Origin of the sequence: Cobetia sp. BMC6 (genome assembly GCF_029991385.1) — a bacterium.
Taxonomy (GTDB): domain Bacteria; phylum Pseudomonadota; class Gammaproteobacteria; order Pseudomonadales; family Halomonadaceae; genus Cobetia.
The window spans coordinates 305381-321129 of sequence record NZ_JAKUMF010000002.1; the positions used below are offsets into that span (position 1 = coordinate 305381).

A 15749-nucleotide genomic window follows, 5' to 3' on the forward strand; every position below is an offset into this window, starting at 1 on the left:
TGGTCAATTATCGGCCTCGAGGCGTATCTACGATGGGTGATCTTTCCTGAACAACATCAGATCCGACAATTGGGCGAGTCTATGATCGAAGTCAAACGTGGCCTGGATCTCCCCATCGCCGGGGCGCCGGAGCAGCGTATCGAGGATGCGCAGCCCGTTCGTCGCGTAGCGATCCTGGGTGTTGACTACGTCGGCATGAAGCCGACGATGGAAGTCCGCGAAGGGGACAAGGTGAAGCAGGGGCAACTCCTGTTCACCGACAAGAAGACCCCGGGCGTCCGTTACACCGCGCCTGCTGCCGGCACTGTGGTCGAGATCAATCGTGGCGAGAAGCGCAAGCTTCTGTCCGTGGTCATCGAGATCGACGCGCAGGGCGAAGCTGTGGAATTCACTGCACATGGCGACGCCGCCATTGCAGGTCTCGAACGTCAGGTCGTGGTCGACCAGCTGGTCGAGTCCGGCCTGTGGACGGCGCTGCGTACCCGCCCGTTCTCGCGCGTGCCGGCACTGGATGCCAAGCCGGCAGCCATCTTCGTCACCGCCATCGATACCCATCCGCTGTCCGCGGATCCGGCCGTGGTGCTCAAGGGCCAGGAAGCCGCTTTCCGTCAGGGCCTCGTCGCACTGACGCGTCTGACCGAAGGCAAGGTGTTCCTGTGCCAGGCACCGGGTGCTGATATTCCGGGTGGCGACGTTTCCGGTGTGGTCAGCGAGTCCTTCAAGGGTCCGCACCCGGCAGGCCTGCCGGGCACGCACATCCACTACCTCGCACCGGTCAGCCTGCAACGTCAGGTCTGGCATGTCGGTTATCAGGATGTGGTCGCCATCGGTACGCTGCTGGCGGAAGGTCGCCTGGACACCACACGCGTCATCGCCGTCGGTGGCCCGCGTGCCACCAAGCCGCGTCTGCTGCGCACCCGTCTGGGCGCCAGCACCGAAGAGCTGCTCAAGGGCGAAGTCGAACAGCCGGAAGACACGCGTGTCATCTCCGGTTCGGTGTTCTCCGGCCTGACCTGCGAAGGGGCGCTGCGTTTCGTCAGCCGCTACCACAATCAGGTGAGCCTGCTCGAGGAAGGCAACAAGCGTGCCTTCATGGGCTGGCTGTCGATGGGCGCCAAGCGTCACTCGGTGCTGGGTATCTACCTGTCGAAGCTGACCGGTCTGACCGATTACCGCCCGAACACCTCCACCAACGGCTCCGAGCGTGCCATGGTGCCGGTGGGCGCGTACGAGGCGGTCATGCCGCTGGACATTCTGCCGACGCAGCTGCTGCGTTCGCTGATCGTGGGTGATATCGAGACCGGCATGCAGCTTGGCTGCCTGGAGCTTGATGAAGAGGACCTCGCGCTGTGCACCTACGTGTGCCCGGGCAAGTACGAGTACGGTCCCATCCTGCGTGACAACCTCACCACGATCGAGAAAGAGGTCTGATGATGGGCATTCGACAGACTCTGGATAACCTGGAGCCGCACTTCCACAAAGGTGGCAAGTACGAGAAGTTCTACGCGCTCTACGAAGCCGTGGACACCATTTTCTATGCGCCGGCGAGCGTCACGCGCAGCACCACCCACGTGCGCGATGGCATCGACCTGAAGCGCATCATGATCACGGTCTGGATGTGTACCTTCCCGGCCATGTTCTTCGGCATGTACAACGCCGGTCTGCAGGCCAACGAGGCCATCGCTGGCGGGTACAGCGCGCTGGGCGGCTGGCGTGAAGCCATCGTCATGCTGCTGGCGGGCAGCCACGATGCCGGCAGCGTGTGGGCCAACTTCATCCTGGGCGCCACCTACTTCCTGCCCATCTATCTGGTGACCTTCGCGGTTGGCGGGTTCTGGGAAGTGCTGTTCGCGATGCGTCGCGGCCACGAGGTCAACGAAGGCTTCTTCGTCACCTCGGTGCTGTTCGCCCTGACACTGCCGGCGACTATTCCGCTGTGGCAGGTCGCGCTCGGTATCACCTTCGGTGTGGTGATCGGCAAGGAAGTCTTCGGTGGTACCGGCAAGAACTTCCTCAACCCGGCACTGTCCGGTCGTGCCTTCCTGTACTTCGCCTACCCGGCCAGCATTTCCGGCGACGCGGTATGGGTACCGGCAGACGGCTTCACCGGTGCGACCGCGCTCTCCACTGCCGCGCAGGACGGCATGGGTGCCCTGATGCAGCAGATGAGCTGGACCGACGCCTTCCTCGGCTTCATTCCGGGCTCGGTGGGTGAGGTCTCCACACTGGCGATCTTCCTCGGTGCTGCAGTGCTGCTGTGGACGCGCATCGCCTCGTGGCGAATCATGCTGGGCGTCCTGCTGGGCATGATCGCGACCTCGGCGCTGTTCAATGCCATCGGCAGCGACACCAATGCCATGTTCGAGATGCCGTGGTACTGGCACATGGTCATCGGCGGCTTCGCCTTCGGTATGGTCTTCATGGCCACCGACCCGGTCTCCGCGTCCATGACCAACAAGGGCAAGCTGGTATTCGGTGCACTGATCGGCGTGATGACCGTGCTGATCCGTGTCGCCAACCCGGCCTTCCCGGAGGGCATCATGCTGGCGATCCTGTTCGCCAATCTGTTCGCTCCGCTGATCGACCACTTCGTCGTGCAGGCCAACATCAAGCGCCGCGTCAAGCGCGAGACTGCCGGCATCGCGAACGAGGAGACCGTCTGACATGGCCAGCAACAACTCCATCAAGAAAACCCTCGGCGTCGCGCTCGGGCTGTGCATCGTCTGCTCGGTGGTGGTTTCCACCGCAGCGGTCGTGCTGCGCCCGATGCAGATGACCAATGCCGAGCTGGACCGCAAGAGCAACATCCTCGCGGTCGCCGAGCTGCTGCAACCGGGTGAGGACATCGGTCAGCAGTTCCGTGACAAGGTCACCGCCAAGGTGGTGGACCTGGATACCGGTGAATACGTCGACGACATCGACCCGGAGAAGTACGACCAGGCCAAGATGTCCAAGGACCCGGCCACCTCACGCACCCTGTCCGGTGACGAAGACCTGCCGGGCATCAAGCGTCGTGAGCAGTACTCCGTGGTCTATCTGGTCGGCGATGTCGAGCAGCCGGACGAGATCATCGTTCCGGTGCGCGGCAACGGCCTGTGGTCAATGATGTACGGCTATCTGGCACTGAAGGGTGATGGCAACACCGTGGTCGGTCTCTCCTTCTACCAGCAGGGCGAAACTCCGGGGCTTGGCGGCGAAGTCGACAATCCGAAGTGGAAGGCCCAGTGGGATGGCAAGAAGATCTATCCCGAAGGCAGCATGGACCCGGAAGTGCACCTGAAGAAGGGCGGCGTGAATCCGTCTTCTCCGGATGCCAAGTACCAGGTCGATGCGCTGTCAGGGGCTACCCTGACCAGCAACGGCGTGACCAACCTGTTGCAGTTCTGGATGGGTGAGAATGGCTTCGCCAAGTACCTGACCCAGTTCCGTGACGTCAAAGGAGCGTAATGATGGCAGCCGAAACTCCTAAAGGTGTCCTGACGACGCCGATCTTCAAGAACAATCCCATCGCGCTGCAGATCCTTGGTATCTGCTCCGCGCTGGCGGTGACCAACTCGATGAACACCGCCCTGATCATGGGTATCGCGGTGTGCCTGGTGACAGCGTTCTCCAGCATGTTCATCTCGTTGATCCGCAATCACATCCCGTCGTCCATCCGTATCATCGTGCAGATGACGATCATTGCCTCGCTGGTTATCGTGGTCGACCAGTCGCTGAAGGCCTTCGCCTTCGAGACGTCCAAGCAGCTGTCGGTCTTCGTCGGCCTGATCATCACCAACTGCATCGTGATGGGTCGCGCTGAAGCCTACGCCATGCAGAATGGCCCGACGATGAGCTTCATCGACGGTATCGGCAACGGTCTCGGCTACACCGTGATCCTGCTGGTGGTCGGCTTCGTGCGTGAGCTGTTCGGTTCCGGCTCCCTGTTCGGCGTGACCATCCTGCAGACCGTCAACGACGGTGGCTGGTACATCCCGAACGGCCTGATGCTGCTGCCGCCGTCCGCGTTCTTCGTCATCGGTCTGTTCATCTGGGTGCTGCGCAGCATCTACCCGGAGCAGGTCGAGAAGGCGGAGTACAAGATTACCGCCAACACCAAGATCAAGGAGGCTGTGTAACATGTTCGAACACTATCTGAGCCTGTTCATCAAGGCCGTGTTCGTCGAGAACATGGCACTGGCCTTCTTCCTGGGCATGTGTACCTTCCTGGCGGTGTCCAAGAAGATCCAGTCCGCGATCGGTCTGGGCGTGGCCGTCATCGTCGTGCTGGCGGTGACCGTTCCGGTCAACAACCTGATCCTGAACTATCTGCTGCGTGAAGGCGCGCTGACCTGGACGGGGCTGGAAGGGGCGGAGAACATCGACCTGTCCTTCCTGGGCTACCTGTCCTACATCGGTGTCATCGCGGCGATCGTCCAGATCCTCGAGATGTTCCTCGACAAGTTCGTGCCGGCGCTCTACAACGCGCTGGGCGTGTTCCTGCCGTTGATCACGGTCAACTGCGCAATCCTCGGTGCGGCCCTGTTCATGGTACAGCGTGACTACACCTTCGGTGAGTCCGTCATCTATGGCGTGGGTGCCGGCTTCGGTTGGGCACTGGCCATCGCTGCACTGGCCGGTATTCGCGAGAAGCTCAAGTACTCTGACGTGCCGGCTGGCCTGCAGGGCCTGGGCATCACCTTCATCACCGTTGGCCTGATGTCACTGGGCTTCATGTCCTTCTCCGGCGTCCAGCTGTAACGCAACCGAGCATAAGGAAATCGAAATGGTAGATACCTCCATCATCGTGCTCGGCGTCGTCATGTTCACCGTGGTCGTTATCGGCCTGGTGCTCGTGATTCTCGCGGCACGCAGCAAGCTGGTCTCGAGTGGTGACGTCCAGATCGAGATCAACAACGACCCCGCCAACACCCTGACGACCCAGGCCGGCGGCAAGTTGCTGCAGACCCTGGCCGCCAATGGCATCTTCCTGTCCTCCGCCTGTGGTGGTGGTGGATCCTGTGCTCAGTGCAAGTGCCGGATCTCGGAAGGCGGCGGTTCCATCCTGCCGACTGAAGAGTCCCACTTCACCATGGGTGAGAAGAAGGAAGGCTGGCGCCTGTCGTGCCAGGTCCCGGTCAAGCAGGACATGAAGATCGAAGTGCCGGAAGAGATCTTCGGCGTGAAGAAGTGGGAGACCACCGTCACCGCCAACCCGAACGTCGCGACCTTCATCAAGGAGCTGAATCTGCAGCTGCCGGAAGGCGAGGAAGTCAACTTCCGCGCCGGTGGTTACGTGCAGCTGGAAGCGCCGGCCTACGACATCAAGTTCTCCGACTTCGACATCGAAGAAGAGTATCGTGGTGACTGGGAGAAGTTCGGTCTGTTCAACGTTCAGCACAAGAACGAAGAGCCGGTCATCCGCGCTTACTCCATGGCGAACTATCCGGAAGAGTACGGCATCCTGAAGTTCAACATCCGTATCGCCACTCCGCCGCCGAATTCCCAGCATCCGCCGGGTCTGATGTCCACCTACGTCTTCTCGCTGAAGCCGGGTGACAAGGTGACCGTGATGGGGCCGTTCGGTGAGTTCTTCGCCAAGGACACCGACGCCGAGATGGTCTTCATCGGTGGTGGTGCCGGCATGGCGCCGATGCGTAGCCATATCTTCGATCAGCTCAAGCGTCTGAATTCCAAGCGCAAGATGTCGTTCTGGTACGGTGCGCGCTCCATGCGCGAGTCGTTCTACAACGAGGAATACGACAAGCTGGCCGAAGAGAACGAGAACTTCGAATGGCACCTGGCGCTGTCCGATCCGCAGCCTGAGGACAACTGGGAAGGCCCGACAGGCTTCATCCACAACGTCCTGTACGAAAACTACCTCAAGGACCATCCGGCGCCTGAGGATTGCGAGTACTACATGTGCGGGCCGCCCATGATGAACGCCGCCGTCGTCAAGATGCTCACCGACATGGGTGTAGAGCCGGAGAACATCCTGCTCGATGACTTCGGTGGTTGATCGATGATGTCACGCGTCGCAAGACGACTGGCAGGGCCGGCCCTCATGGGGCTGGCCCTGCTGGTTGCAGGCTGTGAAAATTCCAGCAACCCTGAGTTGCATCGCTTCGCCGGCCCCATCTTCGGCACCGGGTTCCATGTCACGGTGGCGGCGGACCTGGACGCCGATGAGGTGGCATCGCTCAAGCAGGCGAGCCTCGAGGCGCTCGACAAGGTCGACTGGCAGATGTCGACCTACAAGGACGCCTCGGAGCTCTCGAAGCTGAATCAGGCGCCGCTGGATACGCCGGTCACGCTATCGGATGGCCTGGCGCAGGTGCTGGCCGAGTCGCAGGATATCGGCAAGCGCTCCGACGGGGCCTTCGATATCACCGTCGGCCCGGCCGTCAATCTGTGGGGCTTCGGTCCGGATGAGCGTCTTGACAAGGCACCGAGCGATGAACAGATCGCGCAGGCGCTCGAGAAGGTCGATCATCTGGCGCTGGAGCTCGATGGCAATACGGTGATCAAGCGCAAGCCGGTGTATGCCGACCTGTCGGGTATCGCCAAGGGCTATGGAGTGGACCGGGTCGCCGATGTGCTCGAGGCCAATGGCATCGAGAACTATCTGGTCGAAGTCGGGGGCGAGATCCGCGTCAAGGGTGAGAAACCCGGCCACAAGCCGTGGCGAATCGCCATCGAAGCGCCGAAGTCCTTCGAGCGCTCGGTGCAGCGGATCATCGATCCCGGCAACGCTGCGGTTGCCACCTCCGGTGATTACCGCAACTATTTCGAGCAGGACGGCGTACGTTACTCGCACACGATCGATCCACGTACCGGGCGACCGATCCAGCACAGTCTGGCCTCGGTCACCGTGATCACGCCGGATTGCGCGAGTGCGGACGCCTGGGCCACGGCACTCAACGTGCTGGGTGCCGAGAAGGCAATGACGATCGCAGATCGTGAGAACATTGCCGCCTATTTCATTGTCAAAACGGATGATGGCTTCAAACAGTCCTGGAGTCCGGCATTCGCGCCCTACCTGAAGGACGCGCCGGCGACAGGCGACACGAAGCCCGCAGATGAAGCCGGTGCCTGACTCTGGTACCGAGAGCCGGTCTGCCGAGAGGCAGCCGGTCGGGCTTTTTCATCTGCCATCTGGCGAGACACGCCTCCGACAGGGTCGGTCGCTCGGATTGCATGGCATCTTCTGGGTGCTGTCCTGAATGATCCACAGGATCGACAGGGTGCAAGCTGCTCTGTGCTGACCCGCTCGAGAGGTTCACAATGGGGCCATGCCCCGGGAGGAATGACATGACGATCTGGTTACTGGTATTCGCCGCGATGTTGCTGCTGATTGGCGTGATGGCCGTCGGTGTCCTGATGGGCCGCAAGCCGATCGCCGGCTCCTGCGGTGGTCTCAACAACCTCGGCCTCAAGGATGGCTGTGACATCTGTGGCGGCAAGGACGAGGAATGCGAGAAGGAGCAGGATCGCCAGCGTCTGATGGCAGAGAGTGGCGGCAAGCCGGCCAGCGATCTGGCCTACGACGCCGCACGTCGCTGATTTCTGCTCTGATGGCTCAGAGCCCGCCGGCCGCAAGGCCTGCTACCGGCCCTGACATGGCAGTGTCACCGCGAGGTGAGACCGTACGTGTCAGGGCCGGTCTACGAACAATCAAGGAGCAAAGCGAGTCTCATGGCAGTCTATAACTACGATGTCGTCGTGATCGGTACCGGCCCGGCAGGGGAAAGCGCGGCAGTCAACGCGGCCAAGCATGGCAAGCGTGTCGCCGTGATCGAGGCTCAGTCTTCCGTGGGCGGCAACTGTACCCACAAGGGCACTATCCCTTCCAAGGCGCTGCGCCACGCGGTCAAGCAGATCATCGAGTTCAACACCAATCGCATGTTCCGCGATATCGGCGAGCCGCGCTGGTTCTCCTTCCCCAAGGTACTGGAGCGTTCACGCCGCACCATCGAGCAGCAGGTCGAGATGCGTACGCGCTTCTACGCCCGCAATCGCATCGATGTTTTCTTCGGTACCGCCCGCTTCAAGGACGAGCACACCGTCGTGGTGCGCGATGCCCATGAAGGGGTCGAGGAGCTGCATGCGGAGAAGGTCGTGATCGCCACCGGCTCACGTCCTTACCGCCCGGCGGACGTCAACTTCCGCCACCCGCGCATCTACTGCTCCGATACCATCCTGGGCCTGTCGCACACACCGCGCACGCTGATCATCTATGGCGCCGGTGTCATCGGCTCCGAATACGCCTCGATCTTCTCCGGCCTTGGCGTCAAGGTCGACCTGATCGATACGCGTGATCGTCTGCTGTCCTTCCTGGATAACGAGATTTCCGACGCGTTGTCCTATCACCTGCGCAACAACGGCGTGCTGGTGCGTCACAACGAGGAATACGATCGCATCGAGGGCGACGAGTCCGGCGTGGTCGTACACCTCAAGTCCGGCAAGAAGCTGCGTGCAGACGCCTTCCTGTGGGCCAACGGTCGTACCGGCAACACCGACAGCCTCGGTCTCGAGAATGTCGGGCTGCAGGCCAACGGCCGCGGTCAGCTGACCGTCGATGATCAGTACCGCACCGAGCTGGACCACGTCTATGCGGTGGGCGATGTGATCGGCTGGCCGAGCCTGGCATCTGCCGCCTACGATCAGGGCCGCTTCGCGTCGGCCAACCTGCTGGGGGAAGAGTTCAAGTTCGTCAATGAGGTGCCGACCGGCATCTACACCATCCCCGAGATCAGCTCGGTGGGGCGTGGCGAGTCCGAACTGACCGAGGCGCGCATCCCCTACGAAGTGGGGCAGGCGTTCTTCAAGGACACCGCCCGCGCCCAGATCACCGGCGATACCGTCGGCATGCTCAAGATCCTGTTCCATCGCGATACGCTGGAAATTCTCGGCATCCACTGCTTCGGTGACCAGGCCTCCGAGATCGTGCACATCGGTCAGGCCATCATGCAGCAGAAGGGGGAGGCGAATACGCTCAAGTACTTCGTCAACACCACCTTCAACTACCCGACCATGGCGGAAGCCTACCGGGTCGCGGCCATGAACGGACTCAACCGTCTGTTCTGAGCGGCGCGGGCCTCGCGCCCGCTGACTTGAAGGCATACCACAAGGCCCCGACATCATTGATGTCGGGGCCTTGTGGTTGTCGGGCTCCCAATTGAGAAACCTTGTTGATGAGCCTTGAGGAAATGACGCATGCAGGATGATTCACGGCAACACGACACTCGGCAGTCGGGCACGCAGTCACGCGAGACACTGCAGGATGATCCGACCTCGGACCTGACGCTGCGGCTTGGCCATGAGGAGTTGATCATCCATCGCCGTTATGAGCTGGCCAGCATCATCAATGAGCTGGTGCTGGGCCTGCTGTTCACGATCGGCAGCGTGTGTTTCTTCTGGGAAGAATGGATGACGCTGGGCATCTGGCTGTTCGTGATCGGCTCGCTGCAGCTGACGCTCAAGCCGGTGATTCGCCTGGCGCGCCGCATGCACCTCAAGCGGATGCCCGAATCGGCGCTGGACCTCTAGCGGGCGTCTTCATGGCTTGGCTGTCTCTCCGGCTCTCTTGCTCCAGGGATCAGCGATAGCGATGCACGCGCAGACTCTTGAGGAAGGGCGTGTCCTCGATGCGCACGTCACCGCGGCGGGCGCGTGTGCGCTCGGTGGGCGGCGTCGGGCTTGGCTGATTGAGCGCAGGCAGACGCAGGTCATCATGCGGCAGGAACAGCGGCAGAGAGACGTTCAGCGCGCGGCGCGTACGTAGCTCGCCGTCTTCGCGCATCACCGGCTCACGATAGAACAGGTTGGCTCGCATCAGCGGTGCCTGGGGCTGGATGCGGGCCAGAATTTCGTCCGATGGCAGGCCAGCCAGCAGCTTGAGCTGCAGGCGTACGTGCTCGGCCTCGGTATCCAGTTTCAGCAGCAAGGCTTCACACTCCGCCACGCTGACGCGCTGGATCGAGCGTCCGGAGCTGTACCAGGCGAAGCGCACCCGCGCCACCGGCGCTTCTGCCACCGGCACCCGCCGCCAGCACTGCTTGAGATGCAGTCGCGCCAGGCCATCGCCCCTCAGGTGCTGATTCAGTCCCGGGTGGCGGAAGGGCAGTATCGCCTTCAGTTCGGCCAGTTGGTCGGGATATTTCTCGCGCAGCTCGGCGAAGAGCTCCGCCAGTTGCTCCTTGGCCGCGTTGAGTGCCGCGACGCGCTCGATCACCGTCGGGCCTGCGGCGACCACGCCCAGGTAAGGGCGGGTGACTCGGCCGTCCTGGCCATCCTGATACCATACGTCCTGCAACGCCTGGCTGAGCCATTCGCTATCGGCACTGACGCCATCCAGTCGCCAGAGTGTCGAATTCTCTTCTCTGACCGCGGTGATGACCTGATCGGCGGCGCTGATCTGCGTATCGAAGGCCGCTTCTATTCTGGCCATCAACTGGTATTCGGGCATGCTCTGCGTCCTGATTGCAGCAAGGGAGACGTGATTTTTTATCGCGTTATCTTGTTTAGCCTAGCGTGACCGGGATGGCAAGTCAGGCCACGGCGGCATGCGGGGACCAGTAGAGGTCTCCGAGAGACTGAATCACCCGGGGTGGCGTGGCGGAAGAGGCCGGCTACGCCGACAGATCGAAACAGAAGAGGGCGCCTCGCTGGGCGCCCTCCTGTCTCTGCGGGTCTGTATGATCTCGACAGCGCGTTGTTGTCAGGCCGGCAAAGCCCGATGGGCTCAGCGGTCGCGATAGCGCTCGGTGAGATCACCATAGGCATCGATGCGACGATCGCGCAGGTAAGGCCAGATGCGGCGCACGTCTTCGCCGCGCGCCAGGTCCAGCTCGACCAGCAGCTCCTCGGGCTCGGTGCCGCCATGCGCCAGCAGCTCGCCCTGGGGGCCGCAGATGAAGCTGCCGCCCCAGAACTGGATGCCTTCGCTGGCGGGCGTCGGGTCCACTTCATGACCGACGCGGTTGGCGACGATCACCGGCACGCCATTGGCGACGCCGTGGCTGCGCTGGATCAGGGTCCAGGCATCCTTCTGGCGTGTCTGTTCGGCTTCATCGTCGCGCGGGTCCCAGCCGATGGCGGTGGGGTAGAGCAGCATCTCGGCACCGGCCAGCGCCATCAGGCGTGCGCCTTCGGGATACCACTGGTCCCAGCAGACCTGCACGCCCAGACGGCCGACCGAGGTGTCGATGGGCTCGAAGCCGCGGCGCGGGGCCTGTGCGCTGGGCGCATCGCCCGGCGTGAAGTAGAACTTCTCGTAGAAGCCGGGGTCATCCGGAATGTGCATCTTGCGGAAGGTGCCGACCAGGCCAGCGGCCTTGTCGAGCACCACGGCGGTGTTGTGATACACGCCCGCCGCGCGGCGCTCGAAGATGGAGCCGACGATCACCAGGCCGAGTTCGGCGGCCAGCCCGGCAAGACGCTGGGTGGTCGGGCCGTCGAGGGGCTCGGCGAGATCGAAGATCTCGGTGTCTTCGGTCTGGCAGAAGTAGTGGCTGGCATGCAGCTCCTGCAGCATCACAAGCTCAGCGCCATCGGCGGCAAGGCGACGAATGGCGGCTTCGCTGGCCGCCAGACTTGTATCCTTGTCGGGCCAGCCCTGTTGCTGGACGACACCGACCTTGAGTGTACGGCGGGAAGCAGTCATCACAGTGCTCCTTGAGAGGTGTTCGAGGTGGCCAGCGTGCCCTTGGGCAGTTGCATGGTCATGCAGTGCAGGCTGCCATGCTGGCGAATCACGGCGCGGCAATCGACCGGAATGATGTCACGCTTGGGGAAGGCGCTGGCGAGGGCCTTGAGAGCGATCATGTCGTGACGATCGGCGTAGGTCGGCACCAGCACGGCCCCATTGATGATCAGGAAGTTGGCGTAGGTCGCCGGCAGACGATGGCCGTCGTCCGGATCGAAGCAGGCATCTGGCCACGGCAGCGGTACCAGGAAGTACGGGTCGCCATTGGCATCGCGCAGTGCTTCAAGTTCGGCTTCCATCGCCTTGAGTGCAGGGTAATGCGGGTCGTCGCGATCATCGCAGCGGACATAGGCGATGGTGCGCGGGTCGCAGAAGCGCGCCAGGGTGTCGACATGGCTGTCGGTGTCATCGCCTTCCAGGTGACCATTGGCGAGCCACAGCACGCGTTTGACCCCGAAATCGGCCTTGAGTTGCGCCTCGACCTGGGCGCGGCTCAGGCCGGCATTGCGGTTGTCGTTGAGCAGGCAGGCTTCGGTGGTCAGCAGGGTGCCCTGGCCGTCGCTCTCGATGCCGCCGCCTTCCAGAATGAAGCCGCGGCTTTCCACCAGGCTTGCGTAAGCCCCTTGAGCGGCCAGCGCTCGGGTCAGGGCATTGTCGCGGGCGGCCTCGAACTTGCCGCCCCAGCCGGTGAAGGTGTAGTCGAGCAGCACCGGCTGGCCATCACGTTCGACGGTGATGGGGCCATGGTCGCGCGTCCAGGTGTCATCCAACGGCGCCACGTAAAGATGCAGGCGCTCGGCGGGTACGCCGAAACCGGCGAAGCGTGCGGCAAGGCGCTCGCGGGTGGCGTCATCGCTGACGCTGATCATCACGTGCTGATAGCGGCTGATGGCGATCACCATGGCCTCGCAGGTGGCTTCGATGCTCTCGAGCATCTCGCTCCAGTCACTGTGCGGGCTGGGCCAGCTGAGCTGGATGGCGTCCTGCGGGTGCCATTCGGCGAGCAGACGGGTGGCCATGGGCATCTCCCTGATGAAGAGGTAACGATAAAGGCGCAAGCCGCAATGCCGCGGACTCGGCGCGCGATGATAGCAGAGCCATGCGCCGACGCTAGCCCTGTGGTGCCTGACGTGCACATGTCTTGCCATGATGGCGGTTCATGTTGGCCACAGACGAAGGCTGGCAAACTGCGTTCGAATATGGCTCCATGCGCCAAGCCTGCGGAATGCGTATCATGGCCCGCGACCCTGACCCAAGGAATCGACTTCGATGCTGCTGGATCGCCTACCCTTTCTGATCGGCCTGCGCTATACCCGCGCCAAGCGCCGTAACCATTTCATTTCCTTCATCTCCTTGACCTCGATGCTGGGGCTGTCGCTGGGCGTCGCCGTGCTGATTCTGGTGCTGTCGGTGATGAACGGCTTCGACCATGAGCTGCGAACCCGCGTGCTGGGCATGGTGCCGCATGTGCGCGTCGAGGCGCGTGACAGCGTCACCGACTGGGAGACGCTGGCCGGCAAGCTGCGCGAGAAGCCGCATGTCGTCGGTGCGGCACCCTATATCGAGCAGCAGGGCATGTTCACCACCAACGGCCGCAACAAGGGCGCGTTGGTCACCGGTATCGATCCGTCCGCGGAGGACCAGGTCTCTATCATCAGCGAGCACATGGTGCAGGGCAGCCTGGCGGATCTCACGCCCGGCAGCTGGGGCATCGTGATGGGCGAGCTGCTGGCGCGCAATCTGGGCGTCGGCGTGGGGGATCGCGTCACGCTCTTGGTGCCCGAGGCCTCCATCACGCCGGGAGGCATCTTCCCGCGTCTCAAGCGCTTCACGGTGACCGGTATCTTCAAGGTCGGTGCGGACGTCGATGCCAGCCTTGCCTACACCGATATCTCGGACATGGCCAAGCTGGCACGCTTCAATGAGGGTGACGTCCAGGGGGTGCGCCTGAAGCTCGATGACCTGTTCAGCGCCGATCAGGTCACGCGTGACATCGTCAGCCAGCTGGGGCCGCAGTATCGCGGCATGGACTGGAAGCGTACCCACGGCAACCTGTTCGCCGCCATCCAGATGGAGAAGAACATGATCGGCCTGCTGCTGATGGTGATCGTCGCCGTCGCGGCCTTCAACATCGTCTCGACACTGGTGATGATGGTGACGGACAAGCACGCCGACATCGCCATCCTGCGTACCCTCGGGGCCAGGCCCGGTTCCATCATGGGCATCTTCATCGTGCAGGGGCTGACCATCGGCGTGTTGGGCATCATCATCGGCGCCATCGCCGGGGTGGCGCTGGCGCTGAGCGTCTCCGACATCATCGCCTGGGTGCAGTCGACCTTCGGTATCCAGTTCCTGGACCCCAACGTCTACTTCATCAGCTATCTGCCATCGCGCCTCGAGATGAGCGACATGGGCATCATCATCGGCTCCGCGCTGGTGCTGAGCTTCCTGTCGACGCTGTATCCGGCCTGGCGCGCCTCGCGCATCCAGCCGGCGGAGGTGCTGCGCTATGAGTAATCCGTCGACACCGTCTGATGCATCCATCCGTTCCGCTGCTGGAGACACCGCCATGCCGACGCCGGCTTCTGACACTCACGCGCCGGGTCAGGCCCACGGCAAGCCGATGCTGATCTGTGAGCGCCTGAGCCGCAGTTACGATGAGGGCCCGCGAGAGGTGCAGGTCCTCGACGAGCTGGAGCTGCGCGTGCATGCCGGTGAGCGAGTCGCCGTGGTCGGCAGCTCCGGCTCCGGCAAGACCACGCTGCTCAATCTGCTCGGTGGACTGGACCATCCCACCCAGGGTATCGTGAAGGTGGCCGGCCAGCGCCTGTCCGAACTCAGCGAGTCGGCGCTGGGCAGCTTCCGCAATCAGCACATCGGCTTCGTGTATCAGTTCCACCATCTGCTGGCGGAATTCAGTGCCGAAGAGAACGTGGCGATGCCGTTGATCATCCGTGGCCACAAGCGTTCCGACGCTGCCGTCAAGGCGCGCAAGCTGCTGGAGCGGGTCGGCATGGCGCCGCGCGCCGATCACAAGCCGGGCGAGCTGTCCGGGGGGGAGCGCCAGCGCGTCGCCATCGCGCGTGCGCTGGTGACGGATCCGAGTCTGGTGCTGATGGATGAGCCGACCGGCAACCTGGATCAGACCACGGCGGCGCGCATTCTCGAGCTGATGGATGACATCGCGCGTGAAGCGCAGGCGGCCTTCATCATCGTGACCCACGACAACGGTCTGGCCGCGCACCAGCACCGTGTGCTGCGCCTGGACGGCGGCAAGCTGCACGAGGGCTGAATCGAGCCGCTGCCTGATTCACGCTAGCCAGAAAGCCAAACGCCCCGCCATCTCTCGATGGCGGGGCGTTTTTCATGCGTGTCTGTCGGCAGCGTTCAGAGCTTATCCGTGTCCTGCGCAGCGTTCTGGCGTGACGACTGCTCCTTGTTGCAACGCCTGGCGGCCAGGCGCGCCTTGCGGCGGCTGCGCCAGTTGCGGACTACCTGATAGCGCCACAAGAGGCGGACCAGCATGTTGGCCAGCAGTGCGAGGACGACGGCGCTGACCAGCGAGCCCAGCGCCAGGGCGGGCAGGATGTCTTCCAGCTGGTTGGCGAACCAGGCCGCGGAGACCTGCTCCGGCATCACGCGTGCGGGCGTGTCGAGCATCCAGGCGCCCACGCGGTAGGTGGCGTAGTAGACCACCGGCATGGTCAGCGGGTTGGTCACCCATACCAGCCCCACCGACAGCGCGAGATTGCAGCGCAGTGCCCAGGCGCCGAAGGCGGCCACCACCATCTGGAAGGGAATCGGCAGCAGCGCACAGAACAGCCCCACCATGCAGGCATTGGCCACGGTGCGTCGCGACAACGCCCACAGTGCGGGATCGGCGATCAGGTGATGCATGAAGCGCAGCGACTTCTTGCGCTTGAGCGCATCCGGTTCCGGCAGGAGCCGCTTGAGTAGACGACGAGGCATGACTTGGCCATTTGGCATTCAACGCCGGCCATTATCCATACATGGCTGCAGGACTGCCATGCTGACTGCGCAGTTATCCGGTTCGTGATCTGCA

At 62.9% G+C, this 15749-nt stretch carries 16 protein-coding genes; 12 read left to right on the plus strand and 4 right to left on the minus strand.

Annotated elements, in window-relative coordinates:
* Nucleotides 1-81 precede the first annotated feature (81 nt).
* The 10 genes from MKZ40_RS05545 (at nucleotide 82) to MKZ40_RS05590 (ending at nucleotide 9528) form a co-directional block, all read left to right on the plus strand.
* Nucleotides 82-1431: a Na(+)-translocating NADH-quinone reductase subunit A gene (locus tag MKZ40_RS05545; RefSeq protein ID WP_175088222.1), complete on the plus strand. Its 1350-nt coding sequence runs from the start codon at nucleotides 82-84 to the stop codon at nucleotides 1429-1431.
* Nucleotides 1431-2663 (plus strand): NADH:ubiquinone reductase (Na(+)-transporting) subunit B, encoded by a 1233-nt coding sequence (locus tag MKZ40_RS05550; RefSeq protein ID WP_043331920.1) that lies wholly within the window; start codon nucleotides 1431-1433, stop codon nucleotides 2661-2663. Before MKZ40_RS05545 ends, MKZ40_RS05550 begins: the two co-directional genes overlap by 1 nt.
* Nucleotide 2664: 1 nt before the next feature.
* Complete coding sequence (locus MKZ40_RS05555) at nucleotides 2665-3447, plus strand: Na(+)-translocating NADH-quinone reductase subunit C (RefSeq protein WP_175088221.1); 783 nt, start codon at nucleotides 2665-2667, stop codon at nucleotides 3445-3447.
* A 2-nt stretch (nucleotides 3448-3449) separates the two neighbouring features.
* Nucleotides 3450-4118, plus strand: a complete 669-nt coding sequence (locus MKZ40_RS05560; RefSeq protein WP_043331917.1) for an NADH:ubiquinone reductase (Na(+)-transporting) subunit D — start codon at nucleotides 3450-3452, stop codon at nucleotides 4116-4118.
* Nucleotide 4119: 1 nt separating this feature from the next.
* A complete protein-coding gene (nqrE, locus tag MKZ40_RS05565; protein WP_175088220.1) occupies nucleotides 4120-4740 on the plus strand; it encodes an NADH:ubiquinone reductase (Na(+)-transporting) subunit E in 621 nt (206 codons plus the stop codon).
* Between the two features lie 25 nt (nucleotides 4741-4765).
* Nucleotides 4766-5998, plus strand: a complete 1233-nt coding sequence (nqrF, locus tag MKZ40_RS05570) for an NADH:ubiquinone reductase (Na(+)-transporting) subunit F (RefSeq protein WP_043331915.1) — start codon at nucleotides 4766-4768, stop codon at nucleotides 5996-5998.
* 3 nt (nucleotides 5999-6001) lie between these two features.
* Nucleotides 6002-7075, plus strand: a complete 1074-nt coding sequence (locus tag MKZ40_RS05575; RefSeq protein ID WP_254626939.1) for an FAD:protein FMN transferase — start codon at nucleotides 6002-6004, stop codon at nucleotides 7073-7075.
* A gap of 215 nt (nucleotides 7076-7290) precedes the next feature.
* Entirely contained in the window at nucleotides 7291-7542 is a 252-nt protein-coding gene (nqrM, locus tag MKZ40_RS05580) for a (Na+)-NQR maturation NqrM (RefSeq protein WP_043331913.1), read from the plus strand.
* Nucleotides 7543-7674: 132 nt separating this feature from the next.
* Complete coding sequence (gene sthA, locus MKZ40_RS05585; protein ID WP_043331912.1) at nucleotides 7675-9066, plus strand: Si-specific NAD(P)(+) transhydrogenase; 1392 nt, start codon at nucleotides 7675-7677, stop codon at nucleotides 9064-9066.
* 129 nt (nucleotides 9067-9195) lie between these two features.
* Nucleotides 9196-9528 carry a YrhK family protein gene (locus MKZ40_RS05590; RefSeq protein WP_175088219.1) on the plus strand — a complete coding sequence of 111 codons (333 nt, stop codon included), beginning with the start codon at nucleotides 9196-9198 and terminating at the stop codon, nucleotides 9526-9528.
* Between the two features lie 49 nt (nucleotides 9529-9577).
* On the opposite strand, the gene MKZ40_RS05595 is transcribed toward MKZ40_RS05590, so the two are convergent.
* From MKZ40_RS05595 to MKZ40_RS05605, 3 genes are all read right to left on the minus strand, one after another.
* Nucleotides 9578-10447, minus strand: coding sequence for a DNA replication terminus site-binding protein (locus tag MKZ40_RS05595; protein ID WP_175088218.1), 870 nt, complete (start codon nucleotides 10445-10447; stop codon nucleotides 9578-9580).
* Between the two features lie 276 nt (nucleotides 10448-10723).
* On the minus strand, nucleotides 10724-11644 hold the full coding sequence (locus MKZ40_RS05600; protein WP_175088217.1) for a carbon-nitrogen hydrolase: 921 nt from the start codon (nucleotides 11642-11644) through the stop codon (nucleotides 10724-10726).
* Nucleotides 11644-12705 carry an agmatine deiminase family protein gene (locus tag MKZ40_RS05605; RefSeq protein ID WP_175088216.1) on the minus strand — a complete coding sequence of 354 codons (1062 nt, stop codon included), beginning with the start codon at nucleotides 12703-12705 and terminating at the stop codon, nucleotides 11644-11646. Before MKZ40_RS05605 ends, MKZ40_RS05600 begins: the two co-directional genes overlap by 1 nt.
* Nucleotides 12706-12958: 253 nt before the next feature.
* Between MKZ40_RS05605 and MKZ40_RS05610 the strand changes: the two genes are divergently transcribed.
* Together MKZ40_RS05610 and MKZ40_RS05615 are read left to right on the plus strand one after the other, a co-directional pair.
* A complete protein-coding gene (locus MKZ40_RS05610) occupies nucleotides 12959-14203 on the plus strand; it encodes a lipoprotein-releasing ABC transporter permease subunit (protein ID WP_175088376.1) in 1245 nt (414 codons plus the stop codon).
* A 52-nt stretch (nucleotides 14204-14255) separates the two neighbouring features.
* Nucleotides 14256-14978, plus strand: a complete 723-nt coding sequence (locus MKZ40_RS05615; RefSeq protein WP_217485770.1) for an ATP-binding cassette domain-containing protein — start codon at nucleotides 14256-14258, stop codon at nucleotides 14976-14978.
* 95 nt (nucleotides 14979-15073) lie between these two features.
* Here the strand turns inward: MKZ40_RS05615 and MKZ40_RS05620 are convergent, their stop codons facing one another.
* The gene (locus MKZ40_RS05620) at nucleotides 15074-15655 is read right to left on the minus strand and encodes a DUF2062 domain-containing protein (protein WP_175088214.1); all 582 of its coding nucleotides are present in this window, start codon (nucleotides 15653-15655) and stop codon (nucleotides 15074-15076) included.
* Nucleotides 15656-15749 lie beyond the last annotated feature (94 nt).

Excerpts from the sequence above, each read along its gene's own strand:
- MKZ40_RS05545 (WP_175088222.1), top strand. The coding sequence starts at position 82 with ATGATCGAAGTCAAACGTGGCCTGGATCTCCCCATCGCCGGGGCGCCG.
- MKZ40_RS05550 (WP_043331920.1), top strand. The coding sequence starts at position 1,431 with ATGATGGGCATTCGACAGACTCTGGATAACCTGGAGCCGCACTTCCAC.
- MKZ40_RS05555 (WP_175088221.1), top strand. The coding sequence starts at position 2,665 with ATGGCCAGCAACAACTCCATCAAGAAAACCCTCGGCGTCGCGCTCGGG.
- MKZ40_RS05560 (WP_043331917.1), top strand. The coding sequence starts at position 3,450 with ATGGCAGCCGAAACTCCTAAAGGTGTCCTGACGACGCCGATCTTCAAG.
- nqrE (WP_175088220.1), top strand. The coding sequence starts at position 4,120 with ATGTTCGAACACTATCTGAGCCTGTTCATCAAGGCCGTGTTCGTCGAG.
- nqrF (WP_043331915.1), top strand. The coding sequence starts at position 4,766 with ATGGTAGATACCTCCATCATCGTGCTCGGCGTCGTCATGTTCACCGTG.
- MKZ40_RS05575 (WP_254626939.1), top strand. The coding sequence starts at position 6,002 with ATGATGTCACGCGTCGCAAGACGACTGGCAGGGCCGGCCCTCATGGGG.
- nqrM (WP_043331913.1), top strand. The coding sequence starts at position 7,291 with ATGACGATCTGGTTACTGGTATTCGCCGCGATGTTGCTGCTGATTGGC.
- sthA (WP_043331912.1), top strand. The coding sequence starts at position 7,675 with ATGGCAGTCTATAACTACGATGTCGTCGTGATCGGTACCGGCCCGGCA.
- MKZ40_RS05590 (WP_175088219.1), top strand. The coding sequence starts at position 9,196 with ATGCAGGATGATTCACGGCAACACGACACTCGGCAGTCGGGCACGCAG.
- MKZ40_RS05595 (WP_175088218.1), bottom strand. The coding sequence starts at position 10,447 with ATGCCCGAATACCAGTTGATGGCCAGAATAGAAGCGGCCTTCGATACG.
- MKZ40_RS05600 (WP_175088217.1), bottom strand. The coding sequence starts at position 11,644 with ATGACTGCTTCCCGCCGTACACTCAAGGTCGGTGTCGTCCAGCAACAG.
- MKZ40_RS05605 (WP_175088216.1), bottom strand. The coding sequence starts at position 12,705 with ATGGCCACCCGTCTGCTCGCCGAATGGCACCCGCAGGACGCCATCCAG.
- MKZ40_RS05615 (WP_217485770.1), top strand. The coding sequence starts at position 14,256 with ATGCCGACGCCGGCTTCTGACACTCACGCGCCGGGTCAGGCCCACGGC.
- MKZ40_RS05620 (WP_175088214.1), bottom strand. The coding sequence starts at position 15,655 with ATGCCTCGTCGTCTACTCAAGCGGCTCCTGCCGGAACCGGATGCGCTC.